Source organism: Paenibacillus sp. B01, from assembly GCF_009649995.1.
Taxonomy (GTDB): domain Bacteria; phylum Bacillota; class Bacilli; order Paenibacillales; family Paenibacillaceae; genus Paenibacillus_O; species Paenibacillus_O pasadenensis.
This window is the reverse complement of record NZ_CP045802.1, coordinates 3,528,135-3,551,568: the sequence shown is the minus strand read 5'-3', so window position 1 is coordinate 3,551,568 and position 23,434 is coordinate 3,528,135. Positions and strand designations below refer to the sequence as shown.

Sequence of the window (23,434 nt, the reverse complement as noted above, 5' to 3'; positions counted from 1 at the left end):
AGGCGCGGCGGACGCGAGCGGCGTAAGTCGACATTGGGAGCGCTGTCATTCCGAACAGGCTTGCGCCCTTTTCTTCAAAATTAGTCAATAAACCAAGTTGCCATCACATAAGATGGAGTATAAACTACGGGTAAGATCAAATTGTCTGAACATTTAGTCAAAACAACCTAAAGCAGGGGAGGGATTGCCGTGAATAAAAGCTACGAAGTGGAATATTGCAACTTGGAGCTGAGATTTGACCGCCGGCAAATCCAGAATCTCATCCGCGATTTGATCCATGAAGGCTACTCCCTCTACTGGAGCGAGACCGAGGCCCAATTTTTGATCTCGATCCGCACGGGCCGCAAGCTGGTGAAGCTCAGGTTCCAAAAAATGAAGAACCGGTACAAGATCGTGGGCGACTACATCATCAAGGACGAAAAGCTGTCGGAGTTGATCGAGAAGCTGATCGGCGATACGCGCGGCCATGCGGTCGTAAAACGGATGAAGGACCGTCAGATCGTCATTGAAAATATTATGTTCGGTGAAATCATTCGACTCGTGGAGGTGTCAGGGATGGAGCATCGGATTATTTATCAGAAGAAGCCTGTCGTCACCCTGGAGGAAATTACGAAAGCCTTCCAGTCGACCCGAGCGGAGGAGCGGGCAGCGGTGCTCCGCTACGAGCTGGATTACGAGCTGTGCGTCCTCTACGACGCGCTGCAGGCAGGCGACAGCCAGGCCGCGGAAGACAGCCGCGACCGCCTCGTCCAGATGCGTGGGGAAATGCTTCAGCTAGAGCTGTAACCTCGCGAACCGGTCAGGTGAGCGGTTACGCGAACAGAGAGCTGTAACCTCGCGAACCGGTCAGGTGAGCGGTTACGCGGGCAGGGAGCTGTAAGTCAATTGACGAGCTTTAACCACGCGAGTCACTAGGCGAGCGGTTAAGCCCATCTTATTCGGCAAGGTGACAAAAGGTGACAAGCGGACCGGAATCGGAGCTTGGCGGCGGCATCGCCGCGAGCTGAAGCCGGCCGGAAGACGGAGACGCGGATCCGCTTGGATCAGCGCTCCGTCTTGTTCCGCTTGAAGGCCGTGCTCGAGGCCCGTCCGCCGCCGGACGGGCTTTTTCGCGTCCGTTCCGGCTTTGCGTTTGACGGCTGCCCGGTCTACTATTAGAGGAAGGCCGCTTGAGCCAAGCGGTTCGGAAGCGACTTCGGGGGGAGAACGAACGATGGATGGTAGGGTTAGCGGTCCCGCGGACCGGCTGGAGCTGGTGGCGGCGATCGATCTCGGGACGACGAGCGCGAAGGCGGTGCTGATGAATGCGTCGGGCGGCCGGCTGACGGTCGAGGCCGCCGCCGACTGCGGCTATCCGCTGCTTGCCGCCGAGCCCGGCTGGGCGGAGCAGGATCCGGATCAGATCCGCGAGGCGGCGGAGCAGGCGCTGCGGCAAGCGCTGCAGGCGCTGGCAGGCCGCCCGCTGCAGGTGCTGGCGCTATCGTTCAGCAGCGCGATGCACTCGCTCATCGCGCTCGATGGACAAGGCAGGGCGCTTACGCCCTGCATCACCTGGGCCGACCAGCGGGCGGCGGAGCAGGCGCGGCGGCTGCGCGAGGACGAGACGCTGCAGGGGCTGCGCAGCCGGATCGGCGTACCCGTCCATGCGATGCTGCCGCTGTGCAAGCTCGTCTGGATGCGCGAGCAGCGGCCGCAGCTGCATCGCGAGGCGGCCTGCTTCGTCGGCATCCGCGAGTATGTGATGCGCGGCTGGACGGGACGTCCTTGCCGCGTCGATCCGTCGATCGCGGGCGGCACCGGGCTGTATGACCTGCAGGGACGCCGCTGGGATGCCGAAGCGCTGGAGCTGGCGGGCATCGGAGCCGATCGCCTGCCCGAGCTGGCGCCGGCAGCCTGGATCGATCGGCAAGGCTTGAGCGACGAAGCGGCGGAGCGCCTCGGCCTGCCTGCGGGCACGCCGCTCGTGCTCGGCGGCGCGGACGGCGTGCTCGCCAATCTCGGCGCGGGAGCGGTGCAGGACGGCATCGCCTCGGTCACCGTCGGCACGAGCGGCGCGGTGCGGGCGGCGGTGAGCCGCCCGGCGGCGGACGCCGAGGGGAGGCTGTTCTGCTACGAGCTCGGCGAAGGACGGTGGATCGCGGGCGGCCCGGTCAACAGCGGCGGCGTCGTGTTCCGCTGGGTGCGGGACAAGCTGTTTCCCGGCATCGCGGAGGAAGCGGAGCGCAAAGGAATGGACCCTTATTCCTACCTGGTCGAGCTGGCGCTGCAGACGCCGCCGGGGGCGGACGGCCTGCTCTGCCTGCCGCATCTGGCGGGCGAGCGGGCTCCGCATTGGAACGAGGATGCCCGGGGCGTCTTCGTCGGCTTGTCGCTGGAGCATGACCGCCGCCACCTGATCCGCGCCGCCCTGGAGGGCATCCTGTACGGCCTGCGCTCGGTGCTGGAAGCGCTGCGGGAGACGGCCGGCCCGCTGCGCGAGATCCGCGCCAGCGGCGGCCTGCTCCGCTCCGCGCCGCTGCGCCAGATGCTCGCGGACATGACGGGGCTGCCCGTGCTGCTCACGGACACGGCGGAAGCCTCCTCCGTCGGAGCGGGCCGGCTCGCGCTCGAGGCGCTCGGCCGCGGCGGGGAGGCGGCGCCCGAGGTGCCGATCACCGATCGGCGCGAGCCCGATCCGGCCGCCGGCTTGACCTACGACCGCCTGTACGGGATCTACCGCCCGGTGTTCGGCCGGCTGGCCGGAACGTTCCGCGAGCTGGCGGACATCCAGCGGGCGGGAGCGGACAGCCGCTGAAGCGTTCCGCCCGCCGTTCATCCAATATTCATGTAGCGGGCGTTCCGCACGGCGAATCGTTCGTGGTACAATCATTTGCATAACCGATCAAAAAGGGTACACTAGGGCAAGATGCATATCGGGACTAACTCAGCAAAGGAATGGTCATTCATGTCGAAACAGCAAATCGGCGTCGTCGGTCTCGCCGTCATGGGCAAGAACCTCGCGCTTAACATCGAGAGCAAAGGCTTCACCGTATCGGTATACAACCGTTCCCGCGAGAAGACGGACGAGCTTCTGGCCGAATCGCCGGGCAAGAACCTCCATCCGGCCTACACGATCGAGGAATTCGTCGCTTCCCTGGAAGTGCCGCGCAAAATCCTCATCATGGTCAAGGCGGGCGGTCCTACGGACGCGGTCATCGACGAGCTCGTGCCGCATCTGGAGCAGGGAGACATCATCATCGACGGCGGCAACGCCTACTTCCCGGACACCGAGCGCCGCAGCAAGGCGCTTGAAGCCCAAGGCTTCCGCTTCGTCGGCACGGGCGTATCGGGCGGCGAGGAAGGCGCGCTCAAAGGGCCTTCGATCATGCCGGGCGGTCCGGAATCGGCCTACAAGCTGGTCGAGCCGATCCTGACGGGCATCTCCGCCAAGGTGAACGGCGACCCTTGCTGCACGTACATCGGACCTGGCGGCGCCGGCCACTACGTCAAGATGGTGCATAACGGCATCGAATACGGCGACATGCAGCTCATCACCGAGGCGTACCATCTGCTGAGCTCGGTGCTGGGGCTGTCGACCGACGAGCTGCACGAGATCTTCACCGAGTGGAACAAAGGCGAGCTCGACAGCTACCTGATCGAGATCACGGCCGACATCTTCTCCAAGAAGGATCCGGAGACGGGCCTGCCGATGGTCGACGTCATCCTCGACTCCGCCGGCCAGAAGGGCACGGGCAAATGGACGAGCCAAAGTGCCCTCGACCTCGGCGTGCCGCTGTCGATCATCACGCAGTCCGTCTTCTCGCGCTTCCTGTCCGCGATGAAGGAAGAGCGCGTCGCCGCGAGCAAGGTGCTGAGCGGACCGAAGCCGGCTCCGTATGCAGGCGACAAGGCCGCCTTCGTCGAAGCGGTGCGCAAGGCGCTGTTCGCGAGCAAGATCTGCTCCTACGCGCAGGGCTTCGCCCAGATGCGCGCGGCATCCGACGAGTTCGGCTGGAACCTGCGCTACGGCGACATCGCGATGATCTTCCGCGGCGGCTGCATCATCCGCGCCCGCTTCCTGCAGAACATTAAGGACGCCTACGACCGCGATCCGGAGCTCCGGAACCTGCTGCTCGACGAATACTTCAAGAACATCGTCGAATCGTACCAGGGAGCCTGGCGCGAAGTAATCACGGCGGCCGTGGCGAGCGGCATCCCGGTGCCGGGCTTCTCCAGCGCGCTGGCGTACTTCGACAGCTACCGCACGGAGCGCCTGCCGGCGAACCTGCTGCAGGCGCAGCGCGACTACTTCGGCGCGCATACGTTCCAGCGCACGGACAAGGAAGGCGCCTTCCACTTCGAGTGGATGGACTCCAGCGAAGGCTAAGGCCGATCCGGCTCCAGCGCTTCCAGCGCCTCGCGCAGCTTCCGGCGCAGCCGGTCCGCCTCCAGCGGGCCGCTGCGCGGCGAGCGCAGCAGGCTCATGGAGGCCTCGGCGAAGCCCTCGAAGCAAGTCAACCAACGTGGCTGCGGCAGCCCTGCAAGGCAGGGGCGCCGTCAGCCACTTTTTTTCGGATATAATCGAGCGCCCAGATGACGTCCTCCCGGGAGAGCGTCTCGCCGGACCCGACGATCCGGCTCATTCGCCGTTCGGCGGCCCCTGGATCCAAGCTGCGGCCGGTCATGGAACCGCCTCCTTATGCCGTTCTCGTTCTCTATTCAATCCTTATGAAAAATAGAGATTTTTATACCCCGTCTCTAGCAATTGATGATATGATATTCGGAAGGAAAACGACCGCAAGGGTGGGAAGACAGACACGATGCGCCAGGCAGAACAGGATAGGGACAAAATCGTCCTCATCGGCTTCATGGGCACGGGCAAATCGACGGTAGCCGCCATGCTGGCCGAGCGGCTCGGCTGGCGATGCGCCGACACCGATGCCGAGGTCGTGCGGGAGCAGGGCAACTCGATCGCCGAGCTGTTCGCGACGCGCGGAGAAGCCTTCTTCCGCGACGCGGAGACAAGAGCGCTCGAGCGGCTGCTGGCATGCGGAGATCCGCTCGTCATCGCGACCGGCGGCGGAGCGGTGCTGCGCGAGCGCAACCGGCAGCTCATGCTGGGCGGCGCGTTCGTCGCGGCGCTGCAGGCTTCCGAGGCTGTCATCGTGGAGCGGGTGCGGCATGACCAGGGCCGTCCGCTGCTGGCGGGCGATCCGGCCGCCAAAGTCCGCGAGCTGCTGGAGAAGCGCCGGGGGGCGTACGATTTCGCGCCTCTGCAGGTGATGACGGACGGACTTTCCCCGGAGCAAGCGGCGGAGGCGGTAGCCTTGGCGTATCAAGACGCTTCAAGGCTTTACCGCGCTTCCGACCTGTAGCCCTCCGGCAGACGAATTTTCAACCAACAGACAAAGGGGTATGACGAACATGGACGTAGTGGTAACGCCGACACCGGAGCTGAAGGGCAGCATCCAGGCTCTATCCTCCAAAAACTACACGACCCGCTACCTGCTCGTGGCCGCGCTGGCGGAAGGCACGAGCACGATCTATCATCCGGCGCACAGCGAGGACAGCGACGCGATGCGGCGCTGCATCCGCGACCTCGGCGCAGAGCTGGAGGAGGATGGCGAGAAGATCGTCATCAAGGGCTTCGGCAGCAAGCCGCGCGACGTGCGCGAGCTCAATGTCGGCAATGCCGGCGCCGTGCTGCGCTTCCTGATGGCGGTCGCCGCGCTTTGTCCGGACGTGACGTTCGTCAATGCGTACCCGGACTCGCTCGGCAAGCGCCCGCACGACGATCTGATCGTCTCGCTGCGCCAGCTCGGTGTCGAGGTCGACGACCATGAGGGCAAGCTGCCGATCACGATCCGCGGCGGCGCGCCGAAGGGCGGCAACATCACCGTATCGGGCAACGTCAGCTCGCAGTTCCTGAGCGCGCTGCTGTTCCTCGCGCCGCTGCTGGAGGAGGACAGCGAGATCGAGGTGCTGGACGACCTCAAGTCCAAGGTCGTCGTCGGCCAGACGCTGGAGGTGCTGGAGCAGGCGGGCATCGTCATCGAAGCGTCTGAGGACCTGATGCGCTACCGCGTGCCGGGCGGCCAGCGCTACCAGGCCCGCACCTACCGGGTGCAGGGCGATTATCCGGGCTCGGCGGCGGTGCTGGCCGCAGCGGCGGTCACGCGCTCCGAGGTGACGATCCACGGCCTGCCGGAGAAGAGCCGCCAGGGCGAGCGCGCCGTCGTCGACGTGCTGCGCATGATGGAGACGCCGCTCGTGCATGACGGCGACGACATTACCGTGCGCGGCAACGGCAAGCTCAAGGCGGTCGAATTCGACGGAGACGCGGCCACCGACGCGGTGCTGGCGATGGTCGCGGCGGCCGTGTACGCCGAGGGCACGTCCCGCTTTTACAACGTCGAGAACCTGCGCTACAAGGAATGCGACCGCATCACCGACTACCTGGCGGAGCTGCGCAAGGCGGGAGCGGACGTCGAGGAGAAGCGCGACGAGATCATCGTGCACGGCAAGCCGGAAGGTCTGGAGGGCGGCGTCGAGATCAACGCCCACTACGACCACCGCGTCATCATGGCGCTGACGGTCGTCGGCCTGCGCTGCCGCCAGCCGCTGCGCATCCGCGACGCGCATCATGTCGCCAAGTCGTACCCGATCTTCTTCGACCATCTGCAGGCGCTCGGCGCGAACGTGCAGTGGCAGGAGTAGCGTAAGCGCCCGCCGCTCGGGGCAACGTATATCTTGACGCAACCCATCCTTACCCATGCCGAGGAGGAATCGTACGCCATGCCGTTTGCCAATCCCGAACGCGAACAGATCAAGAGCCTGCTCGAGGCGCACACGACCGTCGCGGTCGTCGGCCTCTCCGACAAGCCGGACCGCACGTCCCATGCCGTCTCGCAGGCGATGCAGCAGCGGGGCTACCGCATCATTCCGGTCAATCCGGCGGTGCAAGGCGACATTTTGGGGGAGCGCTGCTACCCCGACCTCGCCTCCGTGCCGGAGCCGATCGGCATCGTCAACGTGTTCCGGCGCAGCGAGTTCACGCCCGACATCGCGCGCGAGGCGGTCGCAGCCGGAGCCAAGGTGCTCTGGCTGCAGCTCGGCGTCTATAGCGAGGAAGCGGCCGAGATCGCCCGCCAGGGCGGGCTCGACGTCGTGATGGACCGCTGCATCAAGGTGGAGGACTCCATCCTCCAGCCCCGAATCCGCTGAGGCGGACGCTGCCGAGCAGCCGTCCGGACAAGCGCGGAGGCAGGCCGAGCCGGCCTGCCTTCTTTCTTTTGACAAGGATAGGGCGCGCGGCGTAATCTAGATCGGTAGCAAGAAAGGAGGAGCAGGCTTGAACTTCATGGGCAACTTGCAGCAGCTCGGCCGGGCCGTCATGCTGCCGATGATCGTGCTGCCTGCCGCGGCGATCTGCATGAGCCTGGCGCAGCTTCCGTGGGATGCGGCGGGCCTGCCGGCGATGGCGGAGTACCTGCAGATCGCCGGCCGCTCGCTGTTCCTCTTCCTGCCCTATCTGTTCGCCGCCGGAGTCGCCTGGGGCACCTCGAGCAACGGGGGAGCGGCGAGCCTGTCCGCGCTGGCCGGCATGTTCATCTACTCGGGCATCGTGCAGTCGAGCAGCTACGACATCGAGCCGACGGTGCTGATCGGCGCGCTGATCGGCATGCTCGCCGGATACAGCTACGAGCGGTTCAAGTCGATCCGGCTGCCCGAGTCGATCCAGTTTTTCGGGGGTCCGCGGTTCGTGCCGCTGTTCGTCAGCTTCGTCTGCATCCTGTTCTCGCTGTTCATGGTCGCGGCGGCTCCTTCGCTGAGCCGCGGCCTGCTCTGGCTCGGCGACGTCGTCGCCTCGGCCGGAGGCTTCGGCGTGTTCCTGTACGGCTTCCTGCACCGCATTCTCGTCGTATTCGGCCTGCATCATCTGCTCAACCATGTGTTCTGGTTCCAGATCGGCGGCTACCGGATGGACGGAGGCGAGATGGTGTACGGCGACCTGCCGCGCTTCTTCGCGGGCGACCCGACTGCGGGGGCGTTCATGGCCGGGCTGTATCCGACGATGATGTTCGCCCTGCCGGCGATCGCGCTGGCGATCATCCAGGAGGCGCGGGAGGATCTCAAGCCGAAGATCAAGCGCACGTTCCTGTCGGCGGCGCTCGCCTCGTTCCTGACCGGCGTCTCGGAGCCGGTGGAGTTCGCCTTCCTGTTCGTCGCGCCCTATCTGTTCGTCATCCATTCCGTGCTGTCCGGCCTCATCATGTGGGCCGCGTACGAGCTCGGCATCCGGCACGGCTTCTCGTTCTCCGGCGGCGCGATCGACTACGTCATCAACATGCATCTGGCGACCAAGGGCTGGCTGCTTCTTCCTCTGGGCATCGTCGTGTTTCTGCTGTATTATGGACTTTTCCGCTGGGCGATCCGCCGCTTCCAGATTCCGACGCCGGGACGCGAGGAAGGCTCGGCGCTCGACGAGTGGGCCGGCGACATCCCGTACCGCGCGCCGCTCATCCTGCAGGCGATCGGCGGCAAGGAGAACGTCGAGACGCTCGAGGCCTGCATCACTCGGCTGCGGATCAAGGTGCGCAACGACAAGCTGCTCGACAACGCGGCGCTGCGCGATCTCGGCGCGGCCGGCGTCATCCGGCTCGGCGGCGGCAACGTGCAGGTCGTCTTCGGCACGTTCTCCGAGCTGATCCGCGAGGAGATGCTCAAGACGATGCAGCGCGACCGCGCGCAGGTGCTGTTCAGCTCGCCGGTCCAGGGCCGGATGATTCCGCTGGACGAGGTGCCCGATCCGATCTTCGCGGGCAAGCTCGTCGGCGACGGGGCGGCGTTCCTGCCGGAGCGCGGAGAGCTCGTCGCCCCGGTCAAGGGCGAGGTCATCCTGCTCTATCCGACGATGCACGCCATCGGCCTGCGTACGCCGGAGGGCTTGGAGGTATTGATGCATATCGGCATCGATACGTCGTCCTTGGACGGCTATTTCCATGCGGCGGTCAAGGAAGGGGATGAGGTCATCCCCGGCCAGCTGCTCATCTCGTTCGACATCCAGCGGCTGCGCAAGGCGGGCAAGTCGCTGGCGACGCCGATGCTCATCACGAATCCGCAGCTCGTCCGTTCGTGGGGCTTCGGACCATTCAAGACGGTGAAGCGGGGCCAGACGGCCGTCATGTCCGTCATGCTCCGCGAATCCAAGGACAGTCAGGCTGGAGGGAAACGCTCATGACACAGGGAATTGGAGCTTCGGCGGGAATCGCGATCGGCAAGTGCTTCGTGCTCCCGAACTGGGAATGGGACCTGCCGGAGCAGAAGATCGACGTCGCCGACCTGGCGCGGGAGTTCGAGCGCCTTTACGAGGGCATCCGCACCTCCAAGGTCGAGATCGAGCAGATGAAAGACGAGCTCAGCGAGGTTGTCGGTCCCGACGAGAGGAGCATTTTCGACGCCCATCTGGCGATTCTGGACGATCCGGTCTTCATGAACGAGATCCAGGGCATGATCGAGCGGCAGTACAAGGCGGCGGAGGTGGCGGTCAAGGAAGCGATCGACCACTTCGTGACGATGTTCGACCTGCTGGACGACGAGTATATGAAGGAGCGGGCGCTCGACATCCGCGATGTCGGCAACCGGCTGCTCAAGCATCTGCTCGGCGCGCCCGAGATCACCCTTCCTTCCGATACGCAGCCTTACGTCCTCGTGGCCAAGGAGCTGTCTCCTTCGCAGCTCGCCCATCTCAATCCGCGCAACGTGCTCGGCATCGTCACCTTCGGCGGCAGCACGACGTCGCATTCGGCGATCATGGCCCGGGCGCTCGGCATCCCGCTCGTCGTCGCGGTCGACGACGACCTGGAGGAGCGCGTGCAGACCGGCGACGTCCTGCTGCTGGACGGCGGGAGCGGCTTCGTGGAGCTGAGCCCTTCGGCGGAGCTCGTCGCCGCCTATGCCCGGCTCAAGCAGGAGCAGGAGGAGGAGAAGGCCCGGCTGCGCGGCTTGGCCCATGTCGATCCGTCGACGCCGGACGGCAAGCGGCTGCGGCTGTCGGCCAACATCAGCTCCCTCAAGGAGCTGGAGATCGCCTTGTCGAGCGGAGCGCACGGCGTCGGGCTGTTCCGCACGGAGTTCCTCTACATGGACCGGACCCGCTTTCCCAAGGAAGAGGAGCAGTTCGAGGTGTACCGCAGCGTCGCCGAAAAGCTGGACGGCGGTCCGCTCGTCATCCGCACGCTCGACATCGGCGGCGACAAGCATCTCGACTACTTCGAGCTGCCGGAGGAGGAGAATCCTTTTCTCGGCTATCGCGCGATCCGCATCAGCCTCGACCGCAAGGACCTGTTCCGCACGCAGCTGCGCGCCATCCTCCGCGCCTCTCACTATGGAGACGTCAAGGTGATGTACCCGCTCATCTCCTCGGTCGAGGAGGTGCGGGAGGCGAACCGGCTGCTGCGCGAGGCGATGGCGGAGCTCGAGGCGGAAGGCAAGCCGTTCAACCGGGCGATGGAGACCGGCGTCATGATCGAGCTGCCGGCCGCCGTCATGATCGCGGAGCTGCTGGCCAGAGAGGTCGACTTTTTCAGCATCGGCACGAACGACCTCGTTCAGTTCACGCTCGCCGTCGACCGGATGAACGACAAGATCTCGCATCTCTACGAGCCTTATCATCCGGCGGTGCTGCGCATGCTGCGCACGACGGTGGAGGCCGGGCGGAGGCAGGGCATCACGGTCGGCGTATGCGGCGAGATGGCCGGCGATCCGGCGGCGCTGCCGATCTGGCTCGGGCTCAACGTCGACGGGCTGAGCATGTCGTCGCATTCGATCCTGCAGGTCAAGGAGCGGCTGCTGCGCACGAGCCAGGAAGAGAGCCGCGCCGCGCTGGAGCATGTGATGGCGAGCAGCACGGCGGCCGAGGCGAAGTTGCAGCTGCAGCGCTTCAAGCGCGAGGTCGACGAGCGCGAGACGCCGGAGCTGGCCGACGGCCGGCGCTGCAACGGATAGGCGGACGACCAAAAAAGCCTTGCCGGGACGTTTCCGGCAAGGCTTTTGCTTGGGGCGGCACTCGTCTTCAGCGGCTTTTCAGCGCATCGACGAACGCTTTGGCATAGGGCGGCAGATCCGGCGGACGGCGCGCCGAGATCAGGTTGCCGTCCACGACGACGGCCTCGTCATGCCAGACCGCTCCGGCGTTCTCCATGTCGTCCCGGATGCCGGGCGTGGAGGTCACTTGGCGGCCCTGCAGGATCTTGGCGGAAATGAGCACCCAGCCGGCATGGCAGATCTGGCCGATCGGCTTGCCGTCGCGGTCCATCTCCTGCACGAGGCGAAGCACCTCGGGATAGCGGCGGATCTTGTCCGGCGCCCAGCCTCCAGGCACGAGCAGCCCGTCCACCTGCGAGGCGTCGACCTCCTCGTAGGCGAGATCGGCGGTCGCGGGCACGCCGTACTTGCCGATATGGGTCTTGCCTTTCGACGGACCGGCGAATTCCACGAGGGCTCCCTCCTCCCGGACGCGATAGACGGGATACCACAGCTCGAGATCCTCGAATTCGTCATCCAGGAGGCAGATGACTCGTTTTCCTTGCAGCGTCATGTTCGATCACTCTCCTCTAGCAGCCATTGTAAGGCAGGGAGACGGGACAAATCAAACGGACGGGCGCGGCGAAACCGCTGACAGAAAATGCTTGCCGCGCGTCAGCAGGAATTTTCGCGAAAAAGGTCGAAGTAAGCAAAAGCGAGCACGGACGGGAACGACGTGCCTCCCAGCGCCGCCGGGCAGAGCGGAGCCCGGGCGCCGAGCAAGCGGATTCGCCGCTGCCGGGCCGGGCGGCCATGCTGCCGATGACGAAGGAGTGGACCAATCATGCACAAAACCTGTACTTGCGGACAGACGATGACGATGAAGCTGCGCACCGTCATTTACTCCGGCAAGGTCGAAATCGACAATGTTCCGATCTATTCCTGCCCTTCCTGCAGCCGCAGCGAGGTGCTGCCGGAAGTGAAGCCCGACCTGACGGGCCTGATCGGCCAGCTCGGCGAAGAGCCGGCCAAGCAGACGCTTTTGTTTAACGAGCTGAACGAGTGGGCAGATTTACTGCTAGAGGCTTCCGCCACCCGCAAGACGCCGAACGGCGCCGCCGTCCAGCAGATCGTAGACGAGCGCATCGACAGCCTGCTGGAGCTGCTGCTGCTGGCCGGATCGGTCGGAGACGAGGCGTGGAGGCAGGATATCGAGAAAAGGCTCGCCCAGCTGAGCCGCTGCACCTTGCATACATAAGAACAAGAGCTGACTATCGAACGAATAGGAGAGTGGGAACCGATGAGCTTCATTTCCCTTCAGACGCTAGAGGATTGGAACCGCGTGCTCGAAAAGTCGCATGAGAAGCCGGTGCTGGTGTTCAAGCACAGCACGCGCTGCTCGGTCAGCGCGGAGGCGCATGAAGCTTGGGAGAGCTGGACGCGTACGGCCAAGGACGAGGGCGTGGAGACGGCGCTCGTGCGCGTCGTCGAGGAGCGTCCGGTATCGAACGCCATCGAGGAGAGCCTCGGCGTCAAGCACGCTTCGCCGCAGGCGATTCTGGTGAAGGACGGCAAGGCCGAGTGGAACGCCTCGCACTGGAACATTACGGAGTCCTCGCTGGCCGAGAACGCCCGCTGACATTGCAACCGCCCCTGCGTTTGTCGTATGATAGCCGTAACGTAAAGGGGTATCATGCTGCCAAATAATTCATCATATTGGAGAGAAGGAACCGTGACTGTAACCATTTACGATGTTGCAAGAGAAGCGGGAGTGTCCATGGCTACAGTCTCCCGCGTCGTCAACAACAATCCCAACGTCAAGCCGCAAACGCGCAAGAAGGTGTACGAGGCGATCGAAAGGCTCGGCTACCGCCCGAACGCGGTCGCGCGCGGACTCGCTAGCAAGAAGACGACGACCGTCGGCGTCGTCATCCCCGACATCTCCAACTCGAACTTCGCCGAGGTCGCGCGGGGCATCGAGGATATCGCCAACATGTATCACTACAATATCATCCTGTGCAGCGCCGACAAGCGCAAGGAAAAGGAGATCCGCGTCATCAACACGCTGCTGGAGAAGCAGGTCGACGGCCTCCTCTTCATGGGCGGCGCGGTGACGGAGGAGCACAAGCAGGCGTTCAAGACGGCCAACGTGCCGGTCGTGCTGTGCGCGACGACGGACGAGCAGAACGAGATTCCGTCCGTCGACATCGATCATGAGGCGGCCGCCTACGACGCCGTCAAGACGCTGATCGGCCAAGGCCATCGCGACATCGCGATGATCAGCGGCACGCTGCAGGATCCGTCGAACGGCTACGCCCGCTACCAAGGCTACAAGCGCGCCTTGCAGGAAGCCGGCATCGCGGAGCGCGAAGACTTCGTGCGCATCGGCAATTACCGGTACGAGTCCGGCGTCGAGGCGATGGGCCATTTCCTCGAGCTGGACAAGCTGCCGACCGCCGTCTTCGCGGCAACGGACGAGATGGCGATCGGCGCCATCCATGCGATCCAGGACAAGGGCCTCGCCGTGCCCGGCGACATCTCGGTCATCAGCGTCGACAACAGCCGCATGGCGGAGATGGTCCGTCCGACGCTGTCTGCCGTCGCCCAGCCGATGTACGATATCGGCGCCGTATCGATGCGCCTGCTCACCAAGCTGATGAAAAAGGAGCCGGTCGAGCAGGCGAAGGTCGTCCTGCCTCATGACATCGTCAAGCGGAACTCGGCCGGAGCGGCAAAAGCATGACGTACGGAACGATCGGAATCATCGGCGCGATGGCGGAGGAGCTCGAGCTGCTCTTCCGCAGCGCCGAAATGGGCGAGGAGACGCGCAAGGCGGGCATGACGTTTCGTCGCGGCACGCTGCACGGACAGCCGATCCTCGCCGTCAAGTCGGGCGTCGGCAAGGTGAACGCCGCCGTCTGCACGCAGGCTCTTGTCGATCTCGGCGCGGACTGCGTCCTGTTCACCGGCGTGGCCGGCGCGATCGATCCCGAGCTGCGCATCGGCGACATCGTCGTGTCGACGGCCTGCATCCAGCATGATATGGACGTGACCGCCCTCGGCTTCGGACCGGGCGTCATTCCGTATCAGGAAGTATCGGTCTTCCCCGCCGACGCGGAGCTGGTCGAGCTGGCGGCGGAAGCCGGCCAGTCGGCCGCCAAGGGCAAGGCGATCCGCGGCATCGTGCTGTCGGGCGACCAGTTCATCGCCAGCCGGGACAAGGTGCAGCAGCTGCGCGACAGCTTCGGCGGAGCCTGCGCCGAGATGGAGGGCGCGGCGGTCGCTCAAGTTTGCCATCTCAACGAGGTGCCGTATGTCGTCATCCGGTCGATGTCCGATCAGGCGGACGGCAGCGCGCATATGAATTTCGAGGAATTCACGATGCTGGCCGCGAACCAGTCGTTCGAAGTCATCGACGCGATGATCCGCCGCCTCAGCCAAGGCTGAGCGCGATTTCTAGACCAGCAGCCGCCGGTCTCCGAGAGGAGGCCGGCGGCTGCTTTTTGCCATGTCGACATCAATAGTCCTGGGCCGAAAGCTCCCATGTCCGCCGGTTTTGGAGCGTAATCTCGGCGCGCCGCGGCATCGGGCTCCAGGCCGACGTATCGTCGAGCCAGTGGAGGGGCAGCGCGACCGGAGCCTGAGGCTGCCAGCGGTCAAGCCAGGCTTGGGGCAGAAGGGAGAGGCCGCCTTGCGGCTCCTGCAGCCGGGAAGCGAGCGGGTGGCCGGACATGACGAGCCAGACGAGCGACCATGCGCGCGGGACGACGCGCCACGGGTCGTAGCCGCCGCCGCCGAGCGCCACCCACCGTCCGCCGCACAGCTCATGGGCAAGCTGGCGGATCAGCCGGGGCATCTCCAGATAGATCCGCATGCTGCAATGCACATGCGACAGCGGATCGAACGCATGCGCGTCGCAACCGTGCTGGCTGACGATGAGGTCAGGCTTGAAGGCGCGGGCGATGCGCGTGACGGTCTCCGTGAAGCACTCCAGCCACGACTCGTCCTCGGTATACGGCTGCACGGGCACGTTGCAGCAGGCGCCGAAGCCTTTGTCGATGCCTTTTTCATGGGTGAAGCCGGTGCCGGGGAACAAATACTTGCCGGTCTCGTGGATCGAGTAGGTGAACACGTCCGGATCCTCGTAAAACGCGTACTGCACGCCGTCGCCGTGATGGACGTCCGTGTCGATGTAGAGCACGCGCGCGCCGTGCTTGCGCCGCATCGCGGCGATGGCGATCGCGGCGTCGTTGTAGACGCAGAAGCCGGAGCCATGGCCGGGAAAGGCGTGATGCAGCCCGCCGCCCATATGATAGGCGTGAAGGGCGCGTCCCGACAGAACCGCGTCCGCCGCCGCGATCGAGCCGCCGACGATGGCGGACGCCGCCTCATGCATGCCGGTGAAATAGGGCGTATCCTCGGAATCGAGGCCGAAGCGGCGGGCGAGTCCCGCGGCGCTGGCCGGCGGAACCGGCTGGCTGAGGCCGCGCACCGCCTCGATGTAGTCGGGGCGGTGGATGAGCGCGAGCTGCTCATCCAGGGCCGTATCCGCTTTCAAGACGGATTCGGAAGGCAGAGCCCCGCTCGCTTCGAGCAGCGTCTCGGCGAGCTCCACGCGCAGCGGGCTGAACGGATGCTCATCGTTGAACCTATACGGGCTTGCGCCGGTCGAGCGGACATAGACGGCTTTATCCTTCATGTTCTTCCTCCTGAATCGATCAGTACATGAATCGCTGCCGGAACCGGACGCGGTCGAACTGCTCGACCGACGACAGCGGGACCTGCTTGCCGATGCGCACCATAAGGCAGTTGGCCGGATGGGAGCAGATCTCCGGGTCGTCGGTGGCGAACCAGACCATGCCGACCGATTTCATCAGCTTCTCCATCATGCGGCGGTAGTCCCAGATGCCGAGGCCGGTGCCCTCCAGATCCCAGTGCCAATAGTACTCGGTCGTGTAGACGATGAAGTTCTCCAGCTGCCCGTCCTCGAATGCGAGCGCGATCATTTTTTTGCCGAGTCCGACGGAGCGGTAGTCCTTTGCCACTTCGACGGCGCCGAGCTCGATCAGATCGTCCATGCCGCCTTCGGACCAGCGCTCCAGCTCGTCCGGATAATGGAAGGTGACGTAGCCGACGATCATGTCTCCGTCGCGGGTTATGATGATGCGGCCTTCCTCGAGGCCGGCGATCTCGATCAACGCTTCCAGCTGATCCTTCGGCCGGCGGAAGGCATCCAGGCCGGGATGCATCGTACAGTCGGCGAGCCGGGACGGATCGACCGGCCCTTCGAGCACGAGCTCCCGATTGCCGAAAGGAACGACAAGGGAATGGTGGCGCTTGATAGGCTCCAACGTGATCGCACCTCCAAAGCGAAATGGCGGCAGACCAAAAATAGGCGGTCCGCGCCTCTTATCACTTATAGCAGAAAAAAAGCGGGATGGAAAGGACAAGCGTCACGCCCGGAGGGCGACTTTTTAGTCGAACAGGGGTAAAAATAGGCGAAAAGTAGGCGCATACATTTCCATATGCTATACTGGAGGAACATGAATTCCGATTCATCCTTGGCTTGTAAGCGCATCCGATCCGTTGCAGTACACTACGATGATGACGATGGAAGGTGATTAGCATGTCGATTGACCACAAGGAAAAGATCGCGGTTTCCGCTGCTTCTCCGAATATGGGCAGCTATGAGGAAGAGCATGCTTCGTTTGACTGGAGCGAGGTAGAGAAGCATTTCACCTGGCATGAGACGGGCAAGGTCAATATGGCGCACGAGGCGATCGACCGCCATCTGGCCGAGGGTCGGGGGCAGAAGACCGCTCTGCTCTACAGCGATCCGAAGCGGGATGAATCCTATACGTTCGAGCAGCTGAGCCGCCTGTCGAACCGCTTCTCCAACGTCCTCCGCAAGCTGGGCCTCAGTAAGGGCGAGCGGCTGTTCATTTTCATGCCCCGCTCTCCGGAGCTCTACGTGGCGCTGCTCGGCTCGCTCAAGGTCGGCGTCGTCGTCGGCCCTCTGTTCGAGGCGTTCATGGAGACGGCGGTCAAGGACCGGCTGCTCGACAGCACGGCGACGGCGATCGTGACGACGCCGGCGCTGCTGCCCCGGATCAAGCGCGACGAGCTGCCGGACCTGAAGCATGTCATCGTCGTATCCGATGAAGACGTGCCGGAGGGCACGGTCTCCTACAAGGACGAGATGGCCGCCGCTTCCGAAGAGGCGCAGATCGAATGGCTGGACCGCGAGGACGGGCTGCTCATCCACTACACGTCCGGCTCCACCGGCAAGCCCAAGGGCGTCTTCCACGTGCAGAACGCGATGCTGCAGCATTACCATACGGGACGGGTCGTCCTTGACCTGAAGGAAGACGACGTCTACTGGTGCACCGCCGACCCGGGCTGGGTGACGGGCACGTCGTACGGCATTTTCGCGCCTTGGCTGAACGGCGCCACGAACGTCATCCGCGGCGGCCGCTTCAGTCCGCAGGACTGGTACACGACGCTCCAGCGCTACGGCGTGACCGTCTGGTACAGCGCGCCGACGGCGTTCCGCATGCTGATGGGCGCAGGCGACGACAGCGTCGCTCAATACGATCTTTCCAGCCTGCGCCATGTGCTGAGCGTGGGCGAGCCGCTCAATCCCGAGGTCGTCCGCTGGGGACTCAAAGTGTACGGCCAGCGCATCCACGATACGTGGTGGATGACGGAGACGGGCGGACAGCTCATCTGCAATTACCCGTCGATGGAGATCAAGCCGGGCTCGATGGGAAGGCCGATCCCCGGCGTCGAGGCCGCCATCATCGACGATGCAGGCAACGAGCTGCCGCCGTACCGCATGGGCAATCTGGCGGTACGCACGCCTTGGCCGTCAATGATGCGCAAGATCTGGAACAATCCGGCCAAGTACGAGGAGTACTTCCGCATTCCGGGCTGGTACATCTCCGGCGACTCCGCCTACCGCGACGAGGACGGCTACTTCTGGTTCCAAGGCCGCATCGACGACGTCATCAACACGGCGGGCGAGCGGGTCGGACCGTTCGAGGTCGAGAGCAAGCTGGTGGAGCATCCCGCCGTCGCCGAGGCCGGCGTCATCGGCAAGCCCGATCCGATGCGCGGCGAGATCATCAAGGCGTTCATCTCCCTGCGCGAAGGCTTCGAGCCTTCCGACGAGCTCAAGGCGGACATCGCCCGCTTCGTCAAGGAAGGGCTGTCCGCGCACGCGTCGCCGCGCGAGATCGAGTTCAAAGACAAGCTGCCGAAAACGCGCAGCGGCAAGATCATGCGCCGCGTCCTCAAGGCTTGGGAGCTGAACCTGCCGACGGGCGACCTGTCGACGATCGAGGACTGATCCCCGTTATCCTTCATGCCGCACAAGAAGAAGCCCTGCTCCGATCGGAGCAGGGCTTCTTCTTGTTTTTATGTCTAGAAAAAAAGCTTGCGGACCGAGGAAGCTGTCCGCAAGCCAGGCAAGAAGGATCAGCGGGCCGACCAGGTGACCGCTTGGGAAAAGTCCGACTCTCCGGCCGCATTGACGGCCGTGATCCGGAACGTGCCGGTGCTGATCGGAGCGACGTATTCGAAGCTCGTGCCGCCGGTCGAGCCGATGTTCTGGAAGCTGCCGTCGTTGCCGGCGCTGAAGTACACCTGATACGAGGTGACTCCTTCCGCGGCGCTGTTGGCGCTCCATTCGAGCTTGACGCCGGTGCCGGTGCCGGAAGCCTTGAGCCCGCTTGGACCGGACGGCTTCATCGCTGCAGGCTGCTGCTCGTTGCCGGGCTGCTCCGTAGCTGGAGGAGCTCCGCCGTCTCCGGAGCCGTTGCCCGTGTCCGGGAAGCCCGGAAGGCCCGGAAGGCCCGGCAGCGAGCCGCCAGGGCTGACCGTCTGGCTGCGCTCGGACTCATGCCCCGCGACGTCGACCGCGGTGACGTAGTACGTGCTGCCGAAGCCGCCGGAGCGGTCGACGAATGCCGTGGCGTCGCCGGCCAGGATGGAATCGCCGACCTTGGCGAAGTCGCCGCCCGACGAGCGGTAGAGGCGGTAGCCGACGACGTCGTTTTGCGGGCTCGCCGAGAAGGTGATGCGGTAGGCGCCGCTCAGCGACTCCAGCGCGACATTGGAAGGCGCGGACGGCGCCGCTCCGTCATCCTGCCGCGGATCGAGCCTCGACGGAGCCTCGCTCTCGGCGTCTTTGGGGATGAACGCGGAGATCGGCTTGCGGTATTCGGCCGGCATGACGGCCTGCGCCTTGTTGATCTCCTCGATCAGATCGCCGAGCGGCTTCTCGCGCCGGATCGTCGTCTTCGTGAACACGAAGTCGGCAGGCGTGCCGTCCTGGGCGATGTAGTTGACGCCGTTGTAGCGGATGAAGCTCATCGCGCCGAGCACGTCGTCGACTTTGACCGGAAGGTATTTTTTGTTGAACCAGTCGGTCGTGAGCAGGCCGCTCGAGCGGATCAGCGGACTCGGCAGCAGGCCGCTGACGCTCGATACGGTCGCCTTGACGAGCCCGCCCGGCTGCGGGAACGCGTCGGTCTTGAAGATGTCCGGACGGTCCTTGACCGTTTCGTTCATGATTTTGGACCAGAGCGTGCGCGCCCTGGACTGGGAGGCTTTGACGAGCGTATTTTTCTGCTCCTTATAGCCGACCCAGACGCCAAGCGTGATGTCGGGGCTGAAGCCCATGAACCAAACGTCGCCGTAGCTTTGCGTCGAGCCGGTCTTGCCGGCGATCGGAATCTTGCCGTACGCGTCGAAGCTGCTCGCTACGCTGTGGCCCGTGCCGCTCCGGTCGGCGATGACGGTGCGCAGCATGTCCGTCATGAGGAACGCCGTCTGCTCCGAGTACACCTGCTTCGGCGCCAGCTTGTGCTCATAGACGATATGGCCGGAGGCGTCGACAATCTTGCTGATGAGATACGGCTCGTTGTACTTGCCGCCGTTCGGAATCGTCGCGTACGCGTTTGTCAGCTCTTTGACGGAAACGCCTTTGCTCAGTCCGCCGATGACGCCGGTCTGGGCGTTGTCGTCCTCCGGCTGCAGCGTCGTGATGCCGAGCGAGCGGGAAAATTCCCACGCCTTCTCGATCGTCACCTTGTCGAGGAACAGCTTGAGCGCCGGGATGTTCAGCGAACGGTTGAGCGCATCCCTCGCCGTGACGAGGCCGTTGAACTTCTTGTTGGCGTTCATCGGGATATGGTAGCCCTTCTGGCCGTCCTTGAGGATGATCGGCGAATCGTCCAGCACGCTTGCCGGCTGTACGAGCCCGGCTTCGAGCGCCGGCAGGTAGGCCGAGATAGGCTTCATTGTCGAGCCGGGCTGGCGGGTCATCTGGGTCGCGTAGTTCATCTGCTCGATGTTGAAGTCGCGCCCTTCCAGCATGCCGAGGATCGCTCCCGTATGATGGTCGATCATGATCGCGGCCGCCTGCTCCGGTCCTTTGGACTTGCTCGTCGGGCCGAAGTTGTCGGGATCGTTGCCGATCTCGCGCATGTTGTTGTAGATGACCTTGTCGATCGTCGTGTAGATGCGGTAGCCCGAGCGGAGCAGCTGCTCGCGCGCCGCCTGCACGATTTCGGCGTTCTCGCTTTTGGCGAGATCCGCTTTTTGGAGATTCGGGTTCTGCTTGAGGGCGATGAGCTCGGCCGCCTCCCGCTCCGTCTCGAGCATCAGGTACGGGAACGTGTTGTACGCCTTCTCGCGATGCGGCGCGAGCGAGCCCTTGATGTCGAAGGCGAGCGCCTCGTCGTACTCGGCCTGCGTGATGCGGCCGGTCTCCAGCATGCGGGAGAGGACGAACTTCTGGCGGGAGATCGCCCGGTTGAAGCCGGACTCGTTGAACTGGCCCTTGCCGTTGAACGCCGAGTAGGCGGACGGCAGCTGCGGCAGGCCGGCAAGATAGGCCGACTGCGCCAGATTGAGCTTGTTCAGGTCGGCGACGTTGAAGATGCCGATCGAAGCCGACTTGATGCCGTACAGGTTGTAGCCGGACGAGCCGTTGCCGAACGGCATCTTGTTGAGGTACGCGGCCAGGATCTGCTCCTTGGTCAGGTAGCGCTCCATCCGGATGGACAGCAGGATCTCCTTGAACTTGCGGCTGTCCGTGCGGTCGAGGCTGAGAAAGACGCGGCGGGCGACCTGCTGGGTCAGCGTGCTGCCCCCGGTCTGCCGGTCCTCGTTCAGCAGCTTTTCCTTGACCGCTCTGCCGAGGCCTTTGTAGTCGACTCCGATATGATTATAAAAATTGCTGTCTTCGGTCGAAAGCAGGGCGTCGATGACGGACTGCGGGATGTTCGACAGGTCGACGAGCCGGCGATCCTCGTCGGTCCTCAGTTGGCCGACCGGCGTCGTGCCGTCGTTGAAGTAGACGAAGCCGGTCAAGGCGTTTTCGTTGACCTTGGCTTCGAGCTCGCTGCCCGGCCGCACCGGATCGTCCTTGACGAGCGCGGCGACATAGCCGGTGGCGATGCCTCCCGCGAACAAGGCGCCCGTGATGCCGAATATAACGAGCCATTTGACCGTTATCCAGACGACAAGGCCGAAGGTCCTCCAGCCGCTGCGCGGCTTGCGGAGCTGTTCCTGGTCTTGAGCCATATGTACGTATCCTCCTCCAAATGAACAGAGCTATTATATCACATGCTTCCTGAATCGGCACGGCCGGACAGCGTTCGCTGCGATTCGCCGCCTGCCGTCTGCTGTCGGAAAATGCTGCGGGTTGACAGCCGTGCTAGGGGCATGATATAACTTGCAGCAACAAACCGCATCCCGGCCCGGTCCGCGGAAGCGCATAGCGTGAACGGCATGGATGGGCCTCCAGTAGCCGGACGTCGAAGCGGATCAGAGAGCCGGTGGGTGGTGCGAACCGGTGCGCAGCGTCTTGGCGAATTACCGCCCGGAGCCGGCTGGACGAGGCTGAGCGATCGGCATGTAGTCCGGTCCCGGAAGCAGTCTTCCGTTATCTTCAACGAAGTGGGGGCAGTTTTGGCTTTTCCGAATGGAGAAGCCGCCGCTCCAACAAGGGTGGTACCGCGAGCTGATCCTTCTCGTCCCTTCGGACAAGAAGGATCTTTTTGCATTTCATTTAAGAAAGGGGACCCCCATCATGAGCGTTGAGGAGCAGAAGGAGCAGGAGAAGAAGCGCTTGTCGGAGGCGCAGCAGGAGGAGGTCAGGCGCCAGCTGGACATTCTCGCCCGCGGAGCGGCGGAGATCGTCCCGGCGGACGGGCTGCGGGAGAAGCTGGAGCAGTCGGTGCTCGAGGGCAGGCCGCTCAACGTGAAGCTCGGCCTCGACCCGTCGGCGCCGGACATCCATATCGGCCATACGGTCGTGCTGCAGAAGCTGCGCCAGTTCCAGAGCCTGGGCCATCAGGTCCAGCTCATTATCGGCGACTTTACCGGCCGCATCGGCGATCCGACGGGCAAGTCGGAGACGCGCAAGCCGCTGTCGGAGGCGGACGTGCGGCGCAACGCGCAGACGTACCAGGATCAGATGTTCCAGGTTCTCGATCCTGAGCGGACCAAGCTGTACTACAATTCCGAATGGCTGTCTCCGCTCCAGTTCGGCGACATTCTGGGGCTGGCGGCCAAGTCGACGGTCGCGCGCATGCTGGAGCGGGACGACTTCACCAAGCGGCATCGGGCGGGCCAGCCGATCGGCATCCATGAGTTCTTCTACCCGCTGATGCAGGGCTACGATTCCGTCGCGCTCGATACGGACGTCGAGCTTGGCGGCACCGACCAGACGTTCAACCTGCTCATGGGACGCCAGCTGCAAAAAGAGTACGGCAAGCGCCGCCAGATCGCGATCACGATGCCGATCCTCGAAGGCCTCGACGGCGTGCAGAAGATGAGCAAGAGCCTCGGCAACTACATCGGCATCTCCGACGAGCCTTCCGACATGTTCGGCAAGGCGATGAGCATCCCCGACGAGCTGATGGCGAAATACTTCCTGCTGGCGACCGATCTGGACGAAGCCGAGCAGGCCGGAATCCGCGACGGATTGGAGAGCGGAGCTCTCCATCCGATGGAAGCGAAGCAGCGCCTCGCCTGGACGCTCGTCCGCCAGTACCACGGCGCCGCAGCGGCCGACGCAGCGGCCGAGCGGTTCCGCGAGGTATTCCAGCAGCGGGAGCTCCCGGAGGAGATCGAGGAAGCGTTTCTGCCCGCAGCGGAGCTGGAGGACGGAGCGATCCGGCTGTCCCGGCTGCTGACCGTCCTCGGACTGTCCGAATCCGGCAGCGAGGCGCGCCGGAGCGTGCAGCAAGGCGCTGTCCGGATCAACGGAGAGCGGCTGGACGATGCGTCCGCGGAGCTGCGTCCCCGGGATGGGGATGTCGTTCAGGTCGGACGCCGGAGGATGGCGCGGATCCGCTTCGATAAAAGTTGACCGGTCATTTGTCAAAGTAGTGAAACATTTCCTTGAATCGGGCGTATA

General features: G+C 64.1%; 19 protein-coding genes. 14 read left to right on the top strand and 5 right to left on the bottom strand.

What is annotated here, in order from left to right:
• The first annotated feature begins 189 nt into the window (after positions 1 to 189).
• From GE073_RS15310 to gndA, 3 genes are all read left to right on the top strand, one after another.
• A complete protein-coding gene (locus tag GE073_RS15310) occupies positions 190 to 786 on the top strand; it encodes a hypothetical protein (protein WP_028596940.1) in 597 nt (198 codons plus the stop codon).
• Positions 787 to 1,213: 427 nt separating this feature from the next.
• The gene (locus GE073_RS15305) at positions 1,214 to 2,794 is read left to right on the top strand and encodes a gluconokinase (RefSeq protein WP_153783793.1); all 1,581 of its coding nucleotides are present in this window, start codon (positions 1,214 to 1,216) and stop codon (positions 2,792 to 2,794) included.
• 150 nt (positions 2,795 to 2,944) lie between these two features.
• Positions 2,945 to 4,366, top strand: a complete 1,422-nt coding sequence (gndA, locus tag GE073_RS15300; RefSeq protein WP_028596938.1) for an NADP-dependent phosphogluconate dehydrogenase — start codon at positions 2,945 to 2,947, stop codon at positions 4,364 to 4,366.
• Between the two features lie 127 nt (positions 4,367 to 4,493).
• On the opposite strand, the gene GE073_RS15295 is transcribed toward gndA, so the two are convergent.
• Positions 4,494 to 4,664: a hypothetical protein gene (locus tag GE073_RS15295; RefSeq protein ID WP_153783792.1), complete on the bottom strand. Its 171-nt coding sequence runs from the start codon at positions 4,662 to 4,664 to the stop codon at positions 4,494 to 4,496.
• A 135-nt stretch (positions 4,665 to 4,799) separates the two neighbouring features.
• On the opposite strand from GE073_RS15295, the gene GE073_RS15290 reads away from it, so the two are divergent.
• From GE073_RS15290 to ptsP, 5 genes are all read left to right on the top strand, one after another.
• Positions 4,800 to 5,354, top strand: a complete 555-nt coding sequence (locus GE073_RS15290; RefSeq protein ID WP_153783791.1) for a shikimate kinase — start codon at positions 4,800 to 4,802, stop codon at positions 5,352 to 5,354.
• 49 nt (positions 5,355 to 5,403) lie between these two features.
• Positions 5,404 to 6,696 carry a 3-phosphoshikimate 1-carboxyvinyltransferase gene (gene aroA / locus GE073_RS15285; RefSeq protein WP_028596935.1) on the top strand — a complete coding sequence of 431 codons (1,293 nt, stop codon included), beginning with the start codon at positions 5,404 to 5,406 and terminating at the stop codon, positions 6,694 to 6,696.
• A gap of 78 nt (positions 6,697 to 6,774) precedes the next feature.
• A complete protein-coding gene (locus tag GE073_RS15280) occupies positions 6,775 to 7,203 on the top strand; it encodes a CoA-binding protein (protein ID WP_028596934.1) in 429 nt (142 codons plus the stop codon).
• Between the two features lie 127 nt (positions 7,204 to 7,330).
• The gene (locus GE073_RS15275) at positions 7,331 to 9,220 is read left to right on the top strand and encodes a glucose PTS transporter subunit IIA (protein WP_028596933.1); all 1,890 of its coding nucleotides are present in this window, start codon (positions 7,331 to 7,333) and stop codon (positions 9,218 to 9,220) included.
• Positions 9,217 to 10,986 carry a phosphoenolpyruvate--protein phosphotransferase gene (gene ptsP / locus GE073_RS15270; protein ID WP_052332842.1) on the top strand — a complete coding sequence of 590 codons (1,770 nt, stop codon included), beginning with the start codon at positions 9,217 to 9,219 and terminating at the stop codon, positions 10,984 to 10,986. Before GE073_RS15275 ends, ptsP begins: the two co-directional genes overlap by 4 nt.
• Before the next feature lie 67 nt (positions 10,987 to 11,053).
• Here the strand turns inward: ptsP and GE073_RS15265 are convergent, their stop codons facing one another.
• Positions 11,054 to 11,578, bottom strand: a complete 525-nt coding sequence (locus tag GE073_RS15265) for a type 1 glutamine amidotransferase domain-containing protein (protein WP_028596932.1) — start codon at positions 11,576 to 11,578, stop codon at positions 11,054 to 11,056.
• A gap of 270 nt (positions 11,579 to 11,848) precedes the next feature.
• Between GE073_RS15265 and GE073_RS15260 the strand changes: the two genes are divergently transcribed.
• From GE073_RS15260 to GE073_RS15245, 4 genes are all read left to right on the top strand, one after another.
• Positions 11,849 to 12,262 carry a hypothetical protein gene (locus GE073_RS15260; protein ID WP_028596931.1) on the top strand — a complete coding sequence of 138 codons (414 nt, stop codon included), beginning with the start codon at positions 11,849 to 11,851 and terminating at the stop codon, positions 12,260 to 12,262.
• A 42-nt stretch (positions 12,263 to 12,304) separates the two neighbouring features.
• Positions 12,305 to 12,643 (top strand): bacillithiol system redox-active protein YtxJ, encoded by a 339-nt coding sequence (gene ytxJ, locus GE073_RS15255; RefSeq protein ID WP_028596930.1) that lies wholly within the window; start codon positions 12,305 to 12,307, stop codon positions 12,641 to 12,643.
• Positions 12,644 to 12,736: 93 nt separating this feature from the next.
• Entirely contained in the window at positions 12,737 to 13,747 is a 1,011-nt protein-coding gene (ccpA, locus tag GE073_RS15250; protein ID WP_028596929.1) for a catabolite control protein A, read from the top strand.
• Positions 13,744 to 14,451, top strand: coding sequence for a 5'-methylthioadenosine/adenosylhomocysteine nucleosidase (locus tag GE073_RS15245; RefSeq protein WP_028596928.1), 708 nt, complete (start codon positions 13,744 to 13,746; stop codon positions 14,449 to 14,451). Before ccpA ends, GE073_RS15245 begins: the two co-directional genes overlap by 4 nt.
• Before the next feature lie 70 nt (positions 14,452 to 14,521).
• Here GE073_RS15245 and GE073_RS15240 read toward each other — a convergent pair whose 3' ends face one another.
• Together GE073_RS15240 and GE073_RS15235 are read right to left on the bottom strand one after the other, a co-directional pair.
• Complete coding sequence (locus tag GE073_RS15240) at positions 14,522 to 15,703, bottom strand: acetoin utilization protein AcuC (RefSeq protein ID WP_028596927.1); 1,182 nt, start codon at positions 15,701 to 15,703, stop codon at positions 14,522 to 14,524.
• A 19-nt stretch (positions 15,704 to 15,722) separates the two neighbouring features.
• On the bottom strand, positions 15,723 to 16,355 hold the full coding sequence (locus GE073_RS15235; RefSeq protein ID WP_028596926.1) for a GNAT family N-acetyltransferase: 633 nt from the start codon (positions 16,353 to 16,355) through the stop codon (positions 15,723 to 15,725).
• Between the two features lie 275 nt (positions 16,356 to 16,630).
• Between GE073_RS15235 and acsA the strand changes: the two genes are divergently transcribed.
• Positions 16,631 to 18,352 carry an acetate--CoA ligase gene (gene acsA / locus GE073_RS15230; protein ID WP_028596925.1) on the top strand — a complete coding sequence of 574 codons (1,722 nt, stop codon included), beginning with the start codon at positions 16,631 to 16,633 and terminating at the stop codon, positions 18,350 to 18,352.
• Between the two features lie 128 nt (positions 18,353 to 18,480).
• Here acsA and GE073_RS15225 read toward each other — a convergent pair whose 3' ends face one another.
• The gene (locus GE073_RS15225; RefSeq protein WP_153783790.1) at positions 18,481 to 21,594 is read right to left on the bottom strand and encodes a transglycosylase domain-containing protein; all 3,114 of its coding nucleotides are present in this window, start codon (positions 21,592 to 21,594) and stop codon (positions 18,481 to 18,483) included.
• Positions 21,595 to 22,102: 508 nt separating this feature from the next.
• Here GE073_RS15225 and tyrS point away from each other — a divergent pair.
• Entirely contained in the window at positions 22,103 to 23,386 is a 1,284-nt protein-coding gene (tyrS, locus tag GE073_RS15220; protein WP_043110729.1) for a tyrosine--tRNA ligase, read from the top strand.
• Positions 23,387 to 23,434 lie beyond the last annotated feature (48 nt).

What these genes read in the sequence shown, in the direction of transcription:
- GE073_RS15305 (WP_153783793.1), top strand. Translation starts at nt 1,214, where the DNA reads ATGGATGGTAGGGTTAGCGGTCCCGCGGACCGGCTGGAGCTGGTGGCG.
- gndA (WP_028596938.1), top strand. Translation starts at nt 2,945, where the DNA reads ATGTCGAAACAGCAAATCGGCGTCGTCGGTCTCGCCGTCATGGGCAAG.
- GE073_RS15295 (WP_153783792.1), bottom strand. Translation starts at nt 4,664, where the DNA reads ATGACCGGCCGCAGCTTGGATCCAGGGGCCGCCGAACGGCGAATGAGC.
- GE073_RS15290 (WP_153783791.1), top strand. Translation starts at nt 4,800, where the DNA reads ATGCGCCAGGCAGAACAGGATAGGGACAAAATCGTCCTCATCGGCTTC.
- aroA (WP_028596935.1), top strand. Translation starts at nt 5,404, where the DNA reads ATGGACGTAGTGGTAACGCCGACACCGGAGCTGAAGGGCAGCATCCAG.
- GE073_RS15280 (WP_028596934.1), top strand. Translation starts at nt 6,775, where the DNA reads ATGCCGTTTGCCAATCCCGAACGCGAACAGATCAAGAGCCTGCTCGAG.
- ptsP (WP_052332842.1), top strand. Translation starts at nt 9,217, where the DNA reads ATGACACAGGGAATTGGAGCTTCGGCGGGAATCGCGATCGGCAAGTGC.
- GE073_RS15265 (WP_028596932.1), bottom strand. Translation starts at nt 11,578, where the DNA reads ATGACGCTGCAAGGAAAACGAGTCATCTGCCTCCTGGATGACGAATTC.
- GE073_RS15260 (WP_028596931.1), top strand. Translation starts at nt 11,849, where the DNA reads ATGCACAAAACCTGTACTTGCGGACAGACGATGACGATGAAGCTGCGC.
- ytxJ (WP_028596930.1), top strand. Translation starts at nt 12,305, where the DNA reads ATGAGCTTCATTTCCCTTCAGACGCTAGAGGATTGGAACCGCGTGCTC.
- GE073_RS15245 (WP_028596928.1), top strand. Translation starts at nt 13,744, where the DNA reads ATGACGTACGGAACGATCGGAATCATCGGCGCGATGGCGGAGGAGCTC.
- GE073_RS15240 (WP_028596927.1), bottom strand. Translation starts at nt 15,703, where the DNA reads ATGAAGGATAAAGCCGTCTATGTCCGCTCGACCGGCGCAAGCCCGTAT.
- acsA (WP_028596925.1), top strand. Translation starts at nt 16,631, where the DNA reads ATGTCGATTGACCACAAGGAAAAGATCGCGGTTTCCGCTGCTTCTCCG.
- GE073_RS15225 (WP_153783790.1), bottom strand. Translation starts at nt 21,594, where the DNA reads ATGGCTCAAGACCAGGAACAGCTCCGCAAGCCGCGCAGCGGCTGGAGG.
- tyrS (WP_043110729.1), top strand. Translation starts at nt 22,103, where the DNA reads ATGAGCGTTGAGGAGCAGAAGGAGCAGGAGAAGAAGCGCTTGTCGGAG.